General features: G+C 64.0%; 14 protein-coding genes and 1 pseudogene. 10 read left to right on the forward strand and 5 right to left on the reverse strand.

Annotation, left to right across the window (positions count from 1 at the left end):
* Positions 1 to 193: pseudogene (locus tag A9D60_RS15685) on the forward strand (IS5/IS1182 family transposase); the annotation flags it as partial.
* A 211-nt stretch (positions 194 to 404) separates the two neighbouring features.
* Here A9D60_RS15685 and A9D60_RS15690 read toward each other — a convergent pair.
* Positions 405 to 2,180, reverse strand: coding sequence for an SLC13 family permease (locus A9D60_RS15690; protein ID WP_065268466.1), 1,776 nt, complete (start codon positions 2,178 to 2,180; stop codon positions 405 to 407).
* A 122-nt stretch (positions 2,181 to 2,302) separates the two neighbouring features.
* Between A9D60_RS15690 and A9D60_RS15695 the strand changes: the two genes are divergently transcribed.
* Together A9D60_RS15695 and A9D60_RS15700 are read left to right on the forward strand one after the other, a co-directional pair.
* Positions 2,303 to 3,043, forward strand: coding sequence for a YebC/PmpR family DNA-binding transcriptional regulator (locus A9D60_RS15695; protein WP_065268495.1), 741 nt, complete (start codon positions 2,303 to 2,305; stop codon positions 3,041 to 3,043).
* An 85-nt stretch (positions 3,044 to 3,128) separates the two neighbouring features.
* The gene (locus A9D60_RS15700; protein ID WP_065268467.1) at positions 3,129 to 3,602 is read left to right on the forward strand and encodes a GNAT family N-acetyltransferase; all 474 of its coding nucleotides are present in this window, start codon (positions 3,129 to 3,131) and stop codon (positions 3,600 to 3,602) included.
* A gap of 24 nt (positions 3,603 to 3,626) precedes the next feature.
* Here the strand turns inward: A9D60_RS15700 and A9D60_RS15705 are convergent, their stop codons facing one another.
* Genes A9D60_RS15705 through A9D60_RS15715 form a run of 3 tightly spaced genes read right to left on the reverse strand, consistent with a single transcriptional unit; the run spans position 3,627 to position 6,082 of the window.
* Positions 3,627 to 4,475, reverse strand: coding sequence for a hypothetical protein (locus A9D60_RS15705; protein ID WP_065268468.1), 849 nt, complete (start codon positions 4,473 to 4,475; stop codon positions 3,627 to 3,629).
* Between the two features lie 13 nt (positions 4,476 to 4,488).
* The gene (locus A9D60_RS15710; RefSeq protein WP_065268469.1) at positions 4,489 to 5,181 is read right to left on the reverse strand and encodes a nitroreductase family protein; all 693 of its coding nucleotides are present in this window, start codon (positions 5,179 to 5,181) and stop codon (positions 4,489 to 4,491) included.
* A gap of 16 nt (positions 5,182 to 5,197) precedes the next feature.
* A complete protein-coding gene (locus A9D60_RS15715) occupies positions 5,198 to 6,082 on the reverse strand; it encodes a LysR family transcriptional regulator ArgP (RefSeq protein WP_065268470.1) in 885 nt (294 codons plus the stop codon).
* An 89-nt stretch (positions 6,083 to 6,171) separates the two neighbouring features.
* Here A9D60_RS15715 and A9D60_RS15720 point away from each other — a divergent pair, with 89 nt between their 5' ends.
* The 4 genes from A9D60_RS15720 to A9D60_RS15735 all read left to right on the forward strand — a co-directional run bounded on the left by A9D60_RS15720 (position 6,172) and on the right by A9D60_RS15735 (position 9,860).
* On the forward strand, positions 6,172 to 6,774 hold the full coding sequence (locus A9D60_RS15720) for a LysE/ArgO family amino acid transporter (RefSeq protein WP_065268471.1): 603 nt from the start codon (positions 6,172 to 6,174) through the stop codon (positions 6,772 to 6,774).
* An 84-nt stretch (positions 6,775 to 6,858) separates the two neighbouring features.
* Complete coding sequence (locus tag A9D60_RS15725) at positions 6,859 to 7,803, forward strand: pirin family protein (RefSeq protein ID WP_065268472.1); 945 nt, start codon at positions 6,859 to 6,861, stop codon at positions 7,801 to 7,803.
* 50 nt (positions 7,804 to 7,853) lie between these two features.
* The gene (locus tag A9D60_RS15730) at positions 7,854 to 8,774 is read left to right on the forward strand and encodes a DMT family transporter (protein WP_065268473.1); all 921 of its coding nucleotides are present in this window, start codon (positions 7,854 to 7,856) and stop codon (positions 8,772 to 8,774) included.
* Between the two features lie 66 nt (positions 8,775 to 8,840).
* The gene (locus tag A9D60_RS15735; protein ID WP_254656712.1) at positions 8,841 to 9,860 is read left to right on the forward strand and encodes a DUF1036 domain-containing protein; all 1,020 of its coding nucleotides are present in this window, start codon (positions 8,841 to 8,843) and stop codon (positions 9,858 to 9,860) included.
* 2 nt (positions 9,861 to 9,862) lie between these two features.
* On the opposite strand, the gene betI is transcribed toward A9D60_RS15735, so the two are convergent.
* The gene (gene betI, locus A9D60_RS15740) at positions 9,863 to 10,438 is read right to left on the reverse strand and encodes a choline-binding transcriptional repressor BetI (protein WP_019295703.1); all 576 of its coding nucleotides are present in this window, start codon (positions 10,436 to 10,438) and stop codon (positions 9,863 to 9,865) included.
* A 159-nt stretch (positions 10,439 to 10,597) separates the two neighbouring features.
* Between betI and A9D60_RS15745 the strand changes: the two genes are divergently transcribed.
* From A9D60_RS15745 to betA, 3 genes are all read left to right on the forward strand, one after another.
* Positions 10,598 to 11,806, forward strand: coding sequence for a choline transporter (locus A9D60_RS15745; protein ID WP_065268474.1), 1,209 nt, complete (start codon positions 10,598 to 10,600; stop codon positions 11,804 to 11,806).
* A 295-nt stretch (positions 11,807 to 12,101) separates the two neighbouring features.
* Positions 12,102 to 13,559, forward strand: a complete 1,458-nt coding sequence (gene betB / locus A9D60_RS15750; RefSeq protein WP_065268475.1) for a betaine-aldehyde dehydrogenase — start codon at positions 12,102 to 12,104, stop codon at positions 13,557 to 13,559.
* A gap of 107 nt (positions 13,560 to 13,666) precedes the next feature.
* Entirely contained in the window at positions 13,667 to 15,322 is a 1,656-nt protein-coding gene (gene betA, locus A9D60_RS15755) for a choline dehydrogenase (protein WP_065268476.1), read from the forward strand.
* The last annotated feature ends 120 nt before the right edge of the window (positions 15,323 to 15,442 follow it).

A 15,442-nucleotide genomic window follows, 5' to 3' on the forward strand; every position in this document is an offset into this window, starting at 1 on the left:
GGCGTTCTGGAAACGATGGACGGGATACCACACCCGCAGCCGCGCAGAAGCCAGGATGCGCTGCCTCAAGGCCTTCGGCGAGCGCATCGCCGCGAGAGACCCAGATAGCCAAACCGCTGAAATCCACATCCGCGTCGCACTCATCAACCGCTTCAATGCCCTCGGCACCGCCGAGATCGTCCGCGTGGCCTGAACCTGAAGGGGAAAGGGGAAGTCACGCCTCAAGACGCCTTTCTGCAACAATGCCGTCCAGGACCATGAGTTTCAGAAAAGTGTTTTTGTTTGTCGTTCTCGCAGGCTCCACCGCAATTGCGCTGGTGTCGCAAGTCCAGACCAGCGGCGCTGCCCGTGCAGTGCCTCTTCAGCAGGAACATTCGCAATGAGCGGTTGCCGTCAAGCGGTCTTTACAAGGGCCAGAACACCAGAATGGCCGGAATTGACACCGCGATGACCAGCGCCTCCAGCGGCAGTCCCATCCGCCAGTAATCCCCGAAATGGTAGCCGCCAGGCCCCAGAACCAGCGTGTTGTTCTTGTGCCCGATCGGCGTCAGGAATGCGGCTGAGGCAGCAACCGCCACTGCCATCAGGAAGGGGTCGGGCGAGACCCCCAGCGTCTCCGCCATCTGGATGCCGACAGGGGCCGCAACAATTGCCGTGGCGGTGTTGTTCAGCACATCCGACAGCGTCATGGTGACCACCATCAGAACCGTCAGCACTGCCCAGGCGGGCAATCCTGCGGTCAGGCCTGTCAGCGCGTTGGCGATCAGGGCTGTACCGCCGGATGTGTCCAGCGCCGCCCCCAGCGGGATCATGGAGCCCAGCAGCACCACCACCGGCCATTCAACGTGGTCATAGATTTCCGCCACCGGCAGGATCTTCAGCAGCACATAGCCGATGGCCACCAGCCCCAGCGCCACCGGCAGGTACAACAGCCCGACGGAGGCCGCCAGCACCGCGGCGGCAAACAGGCCGATGGCGGCCCAGGTCTTGTCGTTGGCCGTGACTGCCAAACCACGCTCCGCCAGCGGCAGGCAGCCCAGCCAGTCCGCCACATCGGCGCTGCGCCCGCGCGGCGACAGCAGCAGCAGGATGTCGCCGGCCTGAACCTCTGTCTGGCGGATGTGGCGGGTGATCCGCGTGCCTTGGCGGGAAATCCCCAGCAGCACCGCGCTCTGGCGCCAGGCGAGGCCAATGGACTGCGCCGTCCTGCCGCGGATACGGGCGGACTCAGGCACCACCAGCTCCACCAGTTCCAGCCCTTCGCCCGCTGCCGTCAGCTTCTCCTGACGTGCCGCATCGGCAAACTCCAGCTTCAGCGCGCTGCGGAACTCGTCCAGCGCTTCCGGCTCGGCCTCGATCACCAGCGTGTCGCCTTCGCGCAGCAGCGCGGCCACAGCCCTCCCGTAGCGCCGCTTACCGTCGCGGATCAGGCCCAGGATGGCCACATCAGCTTTCTCCGCCTCTTCATCAAGGGTGCCTAGCCGTTTGCCGATCAGTTCGGAGCCTTCGCCCACTGTCAGTTCGGCAATATAGGGGGCCAGCTGTGCCTCGGACGCGCCAGCCGCATTGTCCCGTGCCGGGATCAGCCGCCAGCCGATCAGTGCCACAAAGGCAAGCCCCGCCAGTGCGGCAACCCCGCCCACCGGGGCGAAATCGAACATCTTGAACGGCTCGCCCAGCGTCTCGCCGCGGATGGCGGCGATGATGATGTTGGGCGGGGTGCCGATCAGCGTGACCATGCCGCCAAGAATGGTGGCAAAGGACAGCGGCATCAGGCTGAGCCCCGGCGCCCGGCCTGCCTTGCGCGCGGTCTGGATATCCACCGGCATCAGCAGCGCCAGCGCCGCCACATTGTTCATGAAGGCCGACAGCACGGCGCCAACCCCGCCCATCAGCGCGATGTGGCCGCCCAGGCCCCGCGCACTGTCCACCAGCGTTCGGGTGATCAGGAAAACTGCGCCGGACCGCACGAGCCCGGCAGAGACGATCAGCACCAGCGCCACCACCAGTGTTGCCGGGTGCCCGAAGCCGGCAAAGGCGTCGTTTGCGGGTACCACTCCCAGCACCACGCCTGCCATCAGCGCGGCAAAGGCCACCAGATCGTACCGGAAACGCCCCCACAGCAGCAGGGCAAAGACGGCAGCAAATAGCGCAAACAAAACGGCTTGATCATATGTCATGGCGCCAGCTTATCCCCGAAACCCCGCGGAACAAGGGCAAAGCGGGACAGGGGCGCTTGAAAGCCCCCGCCTTGCAGGGCTATATGGGCGCCAATTCAGATATACAGCAGCAAGGATGCACCATGGCAGGCCATTCAAAATGGGCTAACATTCAGCACCGCAAGGGCCGTCAGGACGCGGCGCGGTCGAAACTGTTTTCCAAGCTGGCCAAGGAGATCACCGTGGCCGCCAAGATGGGCGACCCCGATCCCGACAAGAACCCGCGCCTGCGCCTGGCCGTCAAGGAAGCCAAGTCGCAATCGGTCCCCAAGGACGTGATCGAACGCGCGATCAAGAAGGCCACCGGCGGCGACGCCGAGAACTATGACGAAATCCGTTATGAGGGCTATGGCCCCAACGGCGTCGCGGTGATCGTCGAGGCAATGACCGATAACAAGAACCGCACCGCCTCCAACGTGCGCTCCACCTTCTCCAAGAACGGCGGCAACCTGGGTGAAACCGGCTCGGTCGGCTTCATGTTCGACCGCAAGGGCGAAGTGACATACCCGGCCTCCGTGGGCGACGCCGACACCGTGATGATGGCCGCGATCGAAGCTGGCGCCGAGGATGTCGAAAGCTCCGAGGACGGCCACATCATCTATTGCGCCGATACTGACCTCAATGACGTTTCCAACGCGCTGGAGGCCGAGCTGGGCGAATCCGAGTCGACCAAGCTGGTCTGGAAACCCAGCACCACCACCGAACTGGATCTGGAAGGCATGCAGAAGCTGATGAAGCTGGTCGATGCGCTGGAAGATGACGACGACGTTCAGCGCGTCACCACCAATTTCGAAGCCACCGACGAGGTCATGGCGCAGCTCTGAGCAGGCGCCTGATGCGATTTCCAAGGCCCGCCAGCCCGGCGGGCCTTTTGCTTTCAAGCGCACAGAGAAGATCAAGGGCCGCCCAATGCAGATCAGAGAGTTCCGTCCCGAAGACGCCGCAGCGCTTGCGCAAATCTTCCATGACGCTGTTCATGGAATCGGTGCCCGTGACTACAGCCTCGAACAGCTGAGCGCCTGGAGCCCGGAGCCTGCCCCGGCAGATGTTTGGGCCAGCCGTGCCGCCGATGGCCGCCGGGTGTTTGTCGCCGCGGATGGGCAGGACCAGCCCCAGGCCTTCATCGAACTGGAAACGGACGGCCACATTGACTGCTTCTACTGCCGCCCGCAAGCGGCAGGCAACGGTACCGGCGCCGCGCTGTACCAGCGGCTGGAAACAGAAGCCCGCAGCCTCGGCCTCAAGTCTTTGTATGTGGAAGCCAGCGAGGCCGCCTGCCGGTTCTTTCTGCGCCAGGGCTTCACCGTTGAGGTCCGGCGCGAAATCGAACGCCGCGGTGTAACCTTGCATAACTACCGGATGACCAAGCCGCTCAGCGGTTGACTTGCTGGGTCGCAGCGCCGGTAATCAGCGCGTGCCCGGCCGGATGAGACCGCCGCGGTGCAACTCATCTCTGCCCGGCAGCCACAGCTCCGCGCTGGGCACGGCAAAAATCTGTTCTGTGAATTCGGCGCTGACCCCTTGCTGCAGCAGGAAGGCCCGGTCTTTCTCCTGTTCCCTCTGCAAATCAATCTGCGGCAGGCCGCTTTCGAACTGCAGCGCGTAGCTGTGAAAGCCGAGCTGCCCGTCCGGCCCCAGGCTGCGTTCGGTGCCGGCTGCAAACATCAGCGTGCAGGCTGAGGCGCACACACCGGCGGCGCGGGTGTCCCAGCCTTTTTGCCGGATCAGCCGTGCGGCACCGCGCGCCTCGGCGATCAGCCCGCCGGGTCCGGCCAGCGCAACCTGATCCAAGCCGGGGTTCTCCTCCGCCAGCTGCCGCATCCGTTTTGTCAGGCCAAAGGTGACCTCGCCGTCAAAGATCAGCGTACGGCCATCTGCGGAAACCGTGAGCCGGTAAAGCGCCTCACGCTCCAGCCGCCGCTGCTCGGCATAGGCAGGCTCCTCCACCGCCCGGGCAATCAGCAGCGCGTCCCACCACTGGGTCAGCGCCGCAAACCCCGCAAACAGCAGCAGCAGGTAGCCGCCCCAGACCGGCGCCATCGCTCCGGTGCTCTGCACATGGGCATCGGCGCTGCGCAGAAAGGCCCGAGCCTGTGACAGAAGAAACAGCCCGTCCGCTGCCATCAGCACAAAGGCCAACGGCACCGGCAGCCGGATCCAATGATTGAGTGCCAGCCACACCAGCAGCACTGCTCCTCGCGGCAGCACCACCTGCAGCATCAGGCTGCGGGGCAGGGAGGCCGGGCTTCCCGTCATCCCACGGGCGGTTTCATTCAAACACCTGGCAGATCTGCTCCAGCGGCTTCTTCATCTTGGCAACGGCAGGCACCTTGGCATCTGCCGCCGGATGACCAACCGCGATGATCGTCGTCGGCTTTTCCGACGCCGGGCGGCCTAGGGCGCCGTTCAGGAACTTCATCGGGTTCGGTGTGTGGGTCAGTGTGCACAGCCCCGCCGTATGCAGCGCCGTCAGCAGCACGCCGGTGGCGATGTTCACGCTTTCCGGCACGTAGTAGTTCTTGTACCGGGTGCCGTCCGCGAACTCGCCCCAGCGCTGGGCAAAGACGACGATCAGCCAGGGCGCGGTGGTCAAATGCGGCTTGTCTGCATTGGTGCCGATCGGCTCCAGCGCCTTGATCCACTCATCGCCTGCGCCGCCTGCATAGAACCGGCGCTCTTCCTCCTCCGCCTCCGCACGGATCTGCGCTTTCAGTGCGGGGTTGGAGATTGCGGCAAAGAACCAGGGCTGGTGATTGGCGCCCGAGGGCGCGGTGCCTGCGGCGCGAACGCAATCCTCGATCACGGCCCGCGGCACCACCTGATCCGTAAAGTCCCGCACCGTGTGCCGCCGCTGCATATGCGCCAGGAAGGCACCTGCCTTTTCCTGCATCTCCGCGTCGGAATACTCCGCCCGGTCGGGCAGGGGCAGCGGTTCATAGCTGAGCGCGTCTTTGGCAAACATGAGCGGTCTTTCCGGATTAGCTTTGCGTCAAATACTGTTTTGCCGATTTCTGCACGGCGCGGGTCACCTCGGCAAGGGCCGGGGCCATCACCCGCGCCACCTGCCACGTGAGCGGCACAGGCAGCGTTGTGTCCGGGATCAGCGGCACCAGGCGTCCGGACCGGATGTCTTGCTCAACCATTGCCAACGGGTTCATGCCCCAGCCCAGACCCGCAGCAGCCGCATCAATAAACGCCTGTGTCGACGGCAGGAAGTGCGCAGGCGGTGCCAGGCTGGGGGCGACATTGCGCTCCAGCCACAGCCGCTGCAGGTTGTCCTTGGCGTTGAAGATCAGGCAGGGCGCGCGGGCGGCGGCCTCCGGCGTCACCCCGTCGGGAAACCATCGCTCCATAAAGGCCGGGCTGGTGGTTGCCACATAGCGCAGCGTTCCCAGCGGGTGAACGTCAAACCCGGTAACCGGCTTGGAACTGGCGGTGACGGCTGCCGAGACCTCACCGCGTTTCAGCCATTCGGCACTGTGGTCCTGGTCATCGACCAGCAGGTCGAACAGCACGCCCTCCACAGCCGCCATGGCGTCAATGAACCAGCTTGCCAAGCTGTCGGCGTTGACCGCAATCCGCAGCCGCACCGGGCCGTGATCCGCCTCGAGCGCAAGCTCCCGCGCCAGTTGCGCCTCCAGCAGGCCGATGTCCTCGGCGTGTTTGGCAATCCTGAGGCCCGCCGCGGTGCCGGTGCAGGGCGCGCCGCGCAGCACCAAAGCCGCGCCAATGCGGTCCTCCAGCGCTTTGATCCGCTGTGAAACGGCTGAGGGCGTCACGTTCAACGCATGTGCCGCCGCCTCGAATGTGCCGAGACGCAGCACAGCGCTCAGTGCTGCCAGCTGGCTGGGGTCCATCTGCATTAACAACTCCAATCTGACTTAAATCTCTTTAACTGGATTAATGTTCGCACGGGCGGTAGTCAAACCCCAGCACAACGATGGAGACTGCTATGCCCCCCAGCCTGATTGCCGGATTTGCCCTGGGCCTCAGCCTGATCATGGCGATCGGCGCCCAGAACGCCTTTGTCCTGCGCCAGGGGCTGCGGCGCCAGCATGTGTTCTGGATCTGCCTTACCTGCGCGGGTTCCGACGCGGTGCTGATCACTGCAGGCGTCCTCGGTTTTGGCTCTTTGGCTCTGGCGCTTCCCTGGTTCGAACAGGCGATGCGCTGGGGCGGGGCGGCGTTTCTGATCTGGTACGGCGCCCGCGCCCTGCGCGCCGCCTGGCAGGGCGGGGAGGCGCTGGAGGCGGCGCAGGAGGGGGCAGGCGCAGCCTTGCTGCCGGTGCTGGCCACCGTTCTGGCGCTCACCTGGCTGAACCCGCATGTCTATCTGGACACGGTGGTGCTTTTGGGCTCGATCTCCTCCCAGTACCCCGACCCGCTGGTCTTTGCCGCCGGGGCAGCCATCGCCAGCTTCACTTTCTTTTTCTCGCTGGGCTATGGCGCCAGCCTGCTGGCCCCGGTCTTTGCCCGCCCGCGCGCCTGGCAGGTGCTGGATGCGCTGGTTGGCCTGACCATGTGGGCAATTGCCGCCAAGCTCCTCCTGATGTGACGAACAGCGCCTGTGCGGGGGCGGCCCTAACGCCGGCGCAGAAATGCTCTACCTTTCCCCCATGACAGCAGACAGGAGGGAAGGATGAGCTGGAATCCAGCACTGGAACCGCAATGCCCCGACGCGGGCAGCCTTGATGCCATCGAGACGGTGATCATTCCGCGCGCCCGCGACATCGGCGGATTTGAGGTCCGCCGCGCGCTGCCCGCACCGCGCCGCCAGATGGTCGGGCCGTTCATCTTCTTCGACCAGGCCGGGCCTGCCGAATTTCTGACCGGCCAGGGCATCGACGTGCGCCCGCATCCGCATATCGGCCTCGGCACCGTCACCTACCTCTATCAGGGGGAATTCGAGCATCGGGACTCCCTCGGCACTCACCAGATGATCTACCCGGGCGAGGTGAACTGGATGGTGGCCGGGCAGGGCGTTACCCACTCCGAGCGCACCTCTGCCGACACCCGCCAGAACCCAAGCAGCCTGTTCGGCATCCAGACCTGGATTGCGCTGCCCGAAAGCCACGAGGACGTGCCTGCCGCTTTCGAGCATCACGGCAAGGAGGCGCTGCCGGTGCTGGAGGGCGAGGGCAAGACCGTGCGCCTGATCCTCGGTTCGGCCTGGGGTGAGAAAGCCCCGGCAACCCTTTATTCTGAAACCTTTTATGCCGATATTGTCCTGCATCCTGGCGCCAAGCTGCCGCTGCCCTCCGATCACGAGGACCGGGGCCTGTATGTGACGCAAGGCTTGGTGGAAATTGCGGGCGAGACCTTTGAGGCCGGCCGCATGATGGTGTTCCGCCCCGGCGATGAGATCACCGTGACCGCCGGCGCTGAAGGCGCCCGGCTGATGGCGCTGGGCGGTGCGACGCTGAACGGTCCGCGCTACATCTGGTGGAACTTCGTCGCCTCCTCCCGCGACCGGATCGAAGCGGCCAAAGTGTCCTGGGCCGCTGGCGACTGGCAGCATGGCCGCTTTCAGCTGCCTCCCGGAGACGACGAAGAATTCATCCCGCTGCCCGAGGGCCGGAAATAATTCACATGTGAAGTCTTGCGCCGCCGCCCGAACGGGTGTTCTGTCACCCTATGAGCCAATCCGCCGCCCCCGTCCAGCATGCCCAGAACCCCCTCAGGGGCGTGTTCTGGATGGTTGTGACCGGTCTTTGTTTTGTCGCGGTAACGGCGCTGGTCAAATCGCTTGGCACCCGCATCCCGCCCGCCGAGAGCGCCTTTCTGCGGTATCTTCTGGGGCTGGTGTTTCTGATACCGATGGCTGGCGCGCTGCGCAGGGCGCATCTCACGCCGCGGCTTTGGGCGTTGTTTGCCGGCCGCGGCGTGGTGCATACGGCGGGCGTGATCCTGTGGTTCTACGCCATGACCCAGATCCCGCTCGCGGAGGTCACGGCGATGAACTACCTGTCGCCGGTCTATGTCACCCTGGGCGCAGCGCTGTTCCTGGGCGAGAAGCTGGCCTTCCGCCGGATTACCGCCATCGCTGTCGCTTTGATCGGCGCGATGATCATCCTGCGCCCAGGCTTCCGCGAGGTCTCGCCCGGCCATATCGCCATGCTGTTCACCGCGGTGTCCTTTGGCGCCTCCTACCTGATTGCCAAATTCACCGTTGGCAGCAACAGCCCGGCGGTGGTGGTGGGGATGCTGTCGGTCTTTGTCACCATCGGGCTGGCGCCCTTTGCCCTTGCGGTCTGGGTCACGCCGACGCTGACAGAGGTTGCGATGCTGTTCGGGGTCGCCTGCTTTGCCACTGCGGGCCACTACACAATGACACTGGCCTTTGCTGCCGCACCTGTGGCGGTCACCCAGCCGGTCACCTTCCTGCAGCTGGTCTGGGCAACGCTGCTGGGCGCCTTGGCCTTTGGGGAGCCTGCTGACATCTGGGTCATATCCGGCGGCGGGCTGATCCTGGCGGCAGTCAGCTTCATTTCCTGGCGTGAAGCCATGATTAAAAAGCGGACTGCTTCATCTTCCGGTAACGTGGCGGGCGTTTGATCGTCTCATGGATGTTACAAACCTTCGGTAGCCTCCTGCGCTTACGGATGATTGCAGGGACCGTGAATGATGAAATGCCTTTGGCTGCCTGCCCTGCTGCTGGCAGCACTCCTTGATATGACAGGTGCCGAAGCCGGGCCGCGGATCTGCAATGATACCCCCGCCCTGCATCACCTGGCGGTGGTTCTGCGCGACGGCGGCCGCTGGGTGGCGCAAGGCTGGCAGGACCTGCATCCGGGCGGCTGCGCCGAGCCGGCGCCGCGCGGGTATGAGGGGAAATTTCTCTATTTCCGTTCCGAAGCTGCCGGGCGCAGTTTTCGCGATGACGGCGTGTGGTTCTGCACCGCTCCGGGCCAGTTCCGCATCCCCCGCAGCAGTGAATGCGCAGGCAAGGACCAGGTGCTGCGCGGGTTTGCCAAGGCGGAGATGGGGCAGAGGGAACGGCCCGTCTTTCTCAGCGCCCGCTCCAAGGGCGGCGGGGACGGGAAAATAGAATCCCGCCCGCGCGATCATCCACACAGAACAGGCAACGGGCTGCACTATTCTGCTGAAGTGGTCTTTCAGGGCTGCAAGCTGAACCCCGAGGAAGAAACTGTCACCTGCAAATTCGTTGGCCACGGTATGGAGATCGGCTCCGAAGGGCGCCTGCAGGTCAGCGATCCTGTCTTTACCTATTTGCTGGGTCTGCTGCGCGGCGCTCCGCTGGAAATCGATGGCCAGATGATTACCCGCTTTGGGTCTTTCGGCGAACTGGACCTGCACAGCGTTGCGCCCCGGGTGCCGGACCGCTTTGACGGGCTGCTGCGGCAGATGCAAGGCCGGTGGCAGTCGGAACGAAGCCCGCTGGACCGGTTTACCATTACCGGTGCCGTACGCCGGGTCAGCTATGGCGGGCGCCAGATGACACCTGAATTTCTTTCAGTGCAGGACAGCTGCGATGATGCCGTTGACGGAGATTTCCTGCTGGCCTGGGACAGTTTGCGCGGCAGCAGCCTCTGCTACCGGATCGAAACGCTGGCTCGGGACAGGATGACGCTGATCTACATGCCGCGCGGCATCCGGCTGGGCTACCGGCGGGTGCGCTAGGGTCAGGGGATCACGAGGTCCACCACCCGGTGCGCGGCGGCGCGCGCCTCATCCGGGTCCAGCGCCTCTTCCGATTGTGCTGCCTGCAGCCAGACCCCGTCCATGTAGCACTGCAGCGCCTGGCGCGCGGTTTCCACCCGGTCCGCCGGCAGCAGCGCCCGCAGCTCGGCCAGGAAATGGCTGCGCACCCGGGCCCGGTTGATTCGGTGCAACCGGCTCAGGCGCGGCGAATAGGGGGCATTGGCCCAGAATTGCATCCAGATACTGCACTGGGGAACAGTGAACAGACCGTCGGCAAAGTTCGCGTCCATCACCGCATAGAGCCGCTCTCGCGGGGTGCGCGCGGTTGCATATCCCTCGCTCATCGCGCGGCGCAGCTTGCCCAGAAGATGCAGCATGGTGGCTTCCATCAGCCCTTCCTTGGAGCCGAAATAGTAGTTGATCGAGGCCGCTGACGCTCCGGCCTCCCGCGCGATTTCCGCCATCGTTACAACACCGTAGCCGCGCTTGTGCACGGCAACGATGGTGGCTTCGATCAGCTCTTCGTTGCGGATATCCCGGATGCGTTTCCTGCTCATGATTAAGTTGTGCGGCAATTGGGCCGGCGTTTCAACTGTTGTTCGCGCGATTCCGAAACTTGAATGGTCATTCAAAAAACTGTTTGGCGCTTCAGCTGGCTGTGATATGTACTCCTTCCATGTCTTAGGGCGGAAACCGCCCGGAAATGGGAGGGACATATGACTTCAATCATCTCGTTCGGGATTCTGCTGGCCTTTGCGCTGGTGGCATTCTGCGTGATCAAGTGGTGGAACGTCCGCAACGTCGGCGTGACCCCCGTTCACCTTTTCACCTTCATCGCAATCCTGTTCACCTCCGGCCTGGACGTGGGCCTGATCATGTTCCCGCTGGCCTGGGACTTCCCGCTTTATGCGGACACCGCGGCGGAACCGGCCTATGCCTTCACCAACCCGCTGGCGCTGGAGTTCGGCTTCTGGGGCTTCCTGATCTGGGGCTTCTACTTCCTGACGACCTTCTATTTCTGCGTGATCGAACCGCGGGTGAAGTTCTTCGAGATCCCGCTGGTGAAATGGATCAACAACATTGTGATCATCGGCACCTGCGCCTTCACCGGCGCGCTGTTCCTGATCTACCTGCCGTATTACGCGACCTTCATGGGCGACGGCGAAACCGTGATCCCGGCCTTCTATGTCATCACCTTCCTGGTGATCCTGTTCGCCGCCTTCTCCTCCACCGACATCAAATACGTGCGTATCCTGTCGGTTGGCTCCACCGCGCTGTTCCTGGCGCTGATCCTGGGCATGTGGGCCTATGCAGGCATGGGCCTGGGCGCCTTTGCGGATACCGCGTCGAACATCGGCGGCTATTTCGCCAACATCCACAAGTTCGTGCTGCCGCTGACCGACTATCATGAGTTCTACCTGTTCTGGTGGTTCGCATGGTCGATCATGATCGGCCAGTTCACCTCGCGCTTTGTCGGCGGCCTGCGCACCTGGCAGGTTCTGGCAGCGCTGCTGATCTTCCCGTCGATCCCGCTGGGTGTGTGGTTCTCGGTGCTGTACTATTACCACCTGAACAGCATCGAAACGACGCTGCTGATCAACGTCTCCATGGTCGCGGTGGGCATCATCTTCGTGGTCAACTCCTTTGACTCGCTGATCCGCCTCTACACCGACAACCTGAACCTGACGGCCAAGCGTTTTGGCACCATTCCCTACGTGCTCGGCAACGCGGTTGTGCTCTTCGGCCTGACCCTGGCCTTCCAGAGCCAGTGGCTGCAGATCCAGTGGATAGGCACCATCGTGATCGCCATCTACGTGGCCTGCCTGGCCTACATCGTGGCCTTCAAGCGCAGTGAAGTGATGAGCATCGACGCCTCGCCGGAGGAAAACACGCTCGACTTCGAAAAGATCAAGACAGCCCACTAAGGGCGGTCTCCCGGCTGGTTCCCAAGTTTCCCCGAATGAGGGAACCAGCCTCCAACTGCCTGGCAGCGCTTTCGGGCCTGTCAGGCGCCTTTGCACACCGCCGCCGCCGCGGAGGTCTGCGACAAGCGGCTTCAGCCTCAGGCTTCGGAAGGCCGCTTTTCCCGGACGCTCCTGCCAACCGGCAGACCGGCCCGCAACTGAACCCGCTGGCAGCACCATCTGCCAGCCGCACGAAGACCCCGAAATTGCTGCCCCGGCAGCACTGAAACCCTTGAACAGATCGGACAAGAGTATCATGACACACCCCGCACAGCCCAAGGCCAGCCACTTCATCAACGGCGAATACGTCGAAGACACTGCAGGCACCCCGATCCCGGTGATCTATGCCGCGACGGGTGAGCAGATTGCCACTGTCTACGCAGCAACCCCGGCGATCGTCGAACAGGCGCTCTCCACCGCCAAGGAAGCGCAAAAGGCCTGGGCCAAGATGACCGGCACCGAGCGCGGCCGCATCCTGCGCCGCGCCGCCGACATCATGCGCGAGCGCAACCACGAACTCAGCGTTCTGGAAACCTACGACACCGGCAAGCCGCTGCAGGAAACCCTGGTGGCTGACGCCACCTCCGGCGCCGACGCGCTGGAATACTTCGGCGGCCTTGCGGGCTCCCTGACCGGTGAGCATATTCCGATGGGCGAGGACTGGGTCTACACCGTGCGCGAGGCGCTGGGCCTTTGCGTCGGCATCGGCGCCTGGAACTACCCGACCCAGATCGCCTGCTGGAAAGGCGCGCCCGCGCTGGCCTGCGGCAACTCGATGGTGTTCAAACCCTCCGAGACCACGCCGCTTTGCGCCTTGAAGGTGGCTGAGATCCTGCTCGAGGCCGGTGCACCCGCAGGCATCTACAACGTCATCCAGGGCATGGGTGAGGTCGGCGGCGCGCTGGTCACCGACCCGCGCGTGGACAAGGTCTCTCTGACCGGCTCGGTGCCGACCGGCAAGAAGGTCTATGCCGCCGCCGCGGCAGGCATGAAGCACGTCACCATGGAGCTGGGCGGCAAGTCGCCGCTGATCATCTTTGATGACGCCGACATCGACAACGCCGTCGGCGGTGCCATCAATGGCAACTTCTACTCCTCCGGCCAGGTGTGTTCAAACGGCACCCGCGTGTTCGTGCAGAAAGGCATCAAGGAGAAATTCCTGGCCCGCCTCGCGGAGCGCACCGGCAACGCCATCCTGGGCGACCCGATGGATGAGGCCACCAGCTTTGGCCCGATGGTCACCGTGAACCAGATGAACATTGTGCTGGGCTACATCGAAAAGGGCAAAGAAGAAGGCGCCCGCGTTGTCTGCGGCGGCGCGCGTGCCGACATGCCGGGCTACTACATCCAGCCCACCGTCTTTGCCGACGTCACCGACGACATGACCATCGCCCGTGAGGAAATCTTCGGCCCGGTCATGTCCGTTCTCGACTTCGAAACCGAGGAAGAGGTGGTCGCCCGCGCCAATGACACCGAGTTCGGCCTGTCCGCCGGCGTCTTCACCAACGACTTCAGCCGCGCCCACCGGGTGATCGGCCAGCTGGAGGCCGGCAGCTGCTTCATCAACTCCTACAACGACGCCCCGGTTGAGGCGCCGTTTGGCGGCGTTAAGGCGTCTGGAGTGGGCCGCGAGAACTCCAAGGAGGCAATCAAGCACTTCAGCCAGGTGAAATCGGTCTACGTCCGCATGGGTGACGTCGAAGCGGCGTTCTGATCGGCGCTGTCTGAAAGCAACGGCCGGGCAGGGCGCCCCGCGCGCCCGCCCAATCAAACGATAGCGGCAGCAGACCTGAACTTCCGGCTGCCGGATGGAGAGTGGAAATGAACGCGGATTATGTGATCGTCGGGGCCGGCTCTGCGGGCTGTGCCATGGCCTACCGGCTCAGCGAGGCCGGCAAGAAGGTCCTGGTGATCGAACACGGCGGCACCGATGCCGGGCCGTTTATCCAGATGCCGGGTGCGCTCAGCTACCCGATGAACATGCCACTTTATGACTGGGGCTATAAATCCCAGCCCGAACCGCACCTGGGCGGGCGCGAGCTGGTTTGCCCGCGCGGCAAGGTGATCGGCGGCTCCTCCTCGATCAATGGCATGGTCTATGTGCGCGGCCACGCGGGCGACTACAACCACTGGGCCGAGTCGGGTGCCGCAGGCTGGTCCTACGCCGACGTGCTTCCGTACTTCAAACGTATGGAAACCTGGAACGACCGCGGCCACGGCGGCGACCCGGACTGGCGCGGCAAGGACGGCCCGCTGCATGTGACCCGCGGCCCCCGCGACAACCCGCTGCATGACGCCTTCGTCAAGGCGGGCGAGCAGGCGGGCTACCCGGTCACCTCCGACTACAACGGCGAGCAGCAGGAAGGCTTCGGCCCGATGGAGATGACAGTCTACAAGGGCCGCCGCTGGTCTGCCGCCAACGCCTATCTGAAGCCCGCCCTGAAACGTGAAAACTGCGACCTGATCCGCGCCTTCGCCCGCAAGGTGGTGATCGAGGACGGCCGCGCTGTCGGCGTCGAGATCGAACGCGGCGGCAAGGTCGAGGTGATCCGCGCAAATGCCGAAGTGATCCTGGCCGCGTCCTCGCTGAACTCCCCCAAGATGCTGATGCTGTCCGGCATCGGCCCGGCCAAGCACTTGGCCGAGCACGGCATCGACGTGGTCGTTGACCGCCCCGGCGTCGGTCAGAACCTGCAGGACCACCTGGAATTCTACTTCCAGTTTGCCTGCAAGCAGCCGATTACTCTGTTCAAGTACTGGAACCTGCTGGGCAAGGGCCTGGTCGGGGCCCAATGGATGTTCACCAAGACCGGCCTGGGCGCCTCCAACCAGTTCGAGAGCGCCGCCTTCATCCGCTCTGACAAGGGCGTGGATTACCCGGACATCCAGTACCACTTCCTGCCCATCGCGGTCCGCTACGATGGCCAGGCCGCGGCAGAAGGACACGGATTCCAGGCCCACGTCGGCCCGATGCGCTCGCCCTCGCGCGGCGAGGTCACGCTGGCGTCGAACGATCCCAAGGACGCGCCGAAGATCCTGTTCAACTACATGTCGACCGAGCAGGACTGGATTGACTTCCGCAAATGCGTGCGCCTGACGCGGGAGATTTTTGCTCAGGATGCGATGAAACCGTTCCTCAAGCACGAGATCCAGCCTGGCGCAGACCTGCAGACCGACGACGAAATCGACGGCTTCCTGCGCGAGCATGTGGAAAGCGCCTACCACCCCTGCGGCACCTGCAAGATGGGCGCGGCGGATGATCCGATGTCGGTGGTCGACCCGGAATGCCGTGTCATCGGCGTTGAAGGTTTGCGCGTTGCCGACAGCTCGATCTTCCCGCGGATCACCAACGGCAACCTCAACGGTCCCTCGATCATGACCGGCGAGAAGGCCTCCGACCACATCCTGGGCCGCCGCCTGCCGTCCTCGAACGCAGAGCCGTGGTTCAACCCGAACTGGCGCGAAGCGCAACGCTGATCCTGTTGCACTGCCAGCAAGCCGCCCGCCACCTCCCCTTTGTGCGGGCGGCTTACTTTTTTCCTGAAAATCAGCGTCTTTCCCGCATCTTTTGATCCGCGTCAAAGTGGCGGGCCAGGG

It is taken from the genome of Leisingera sp. JC1, assembly GCF_001679925.1.
Lineage (GTDB): Bacteria > Pseudomonadota > Alphaproteobacteria > Rhodobacterales > Rhodobacteraceae > Leisingera.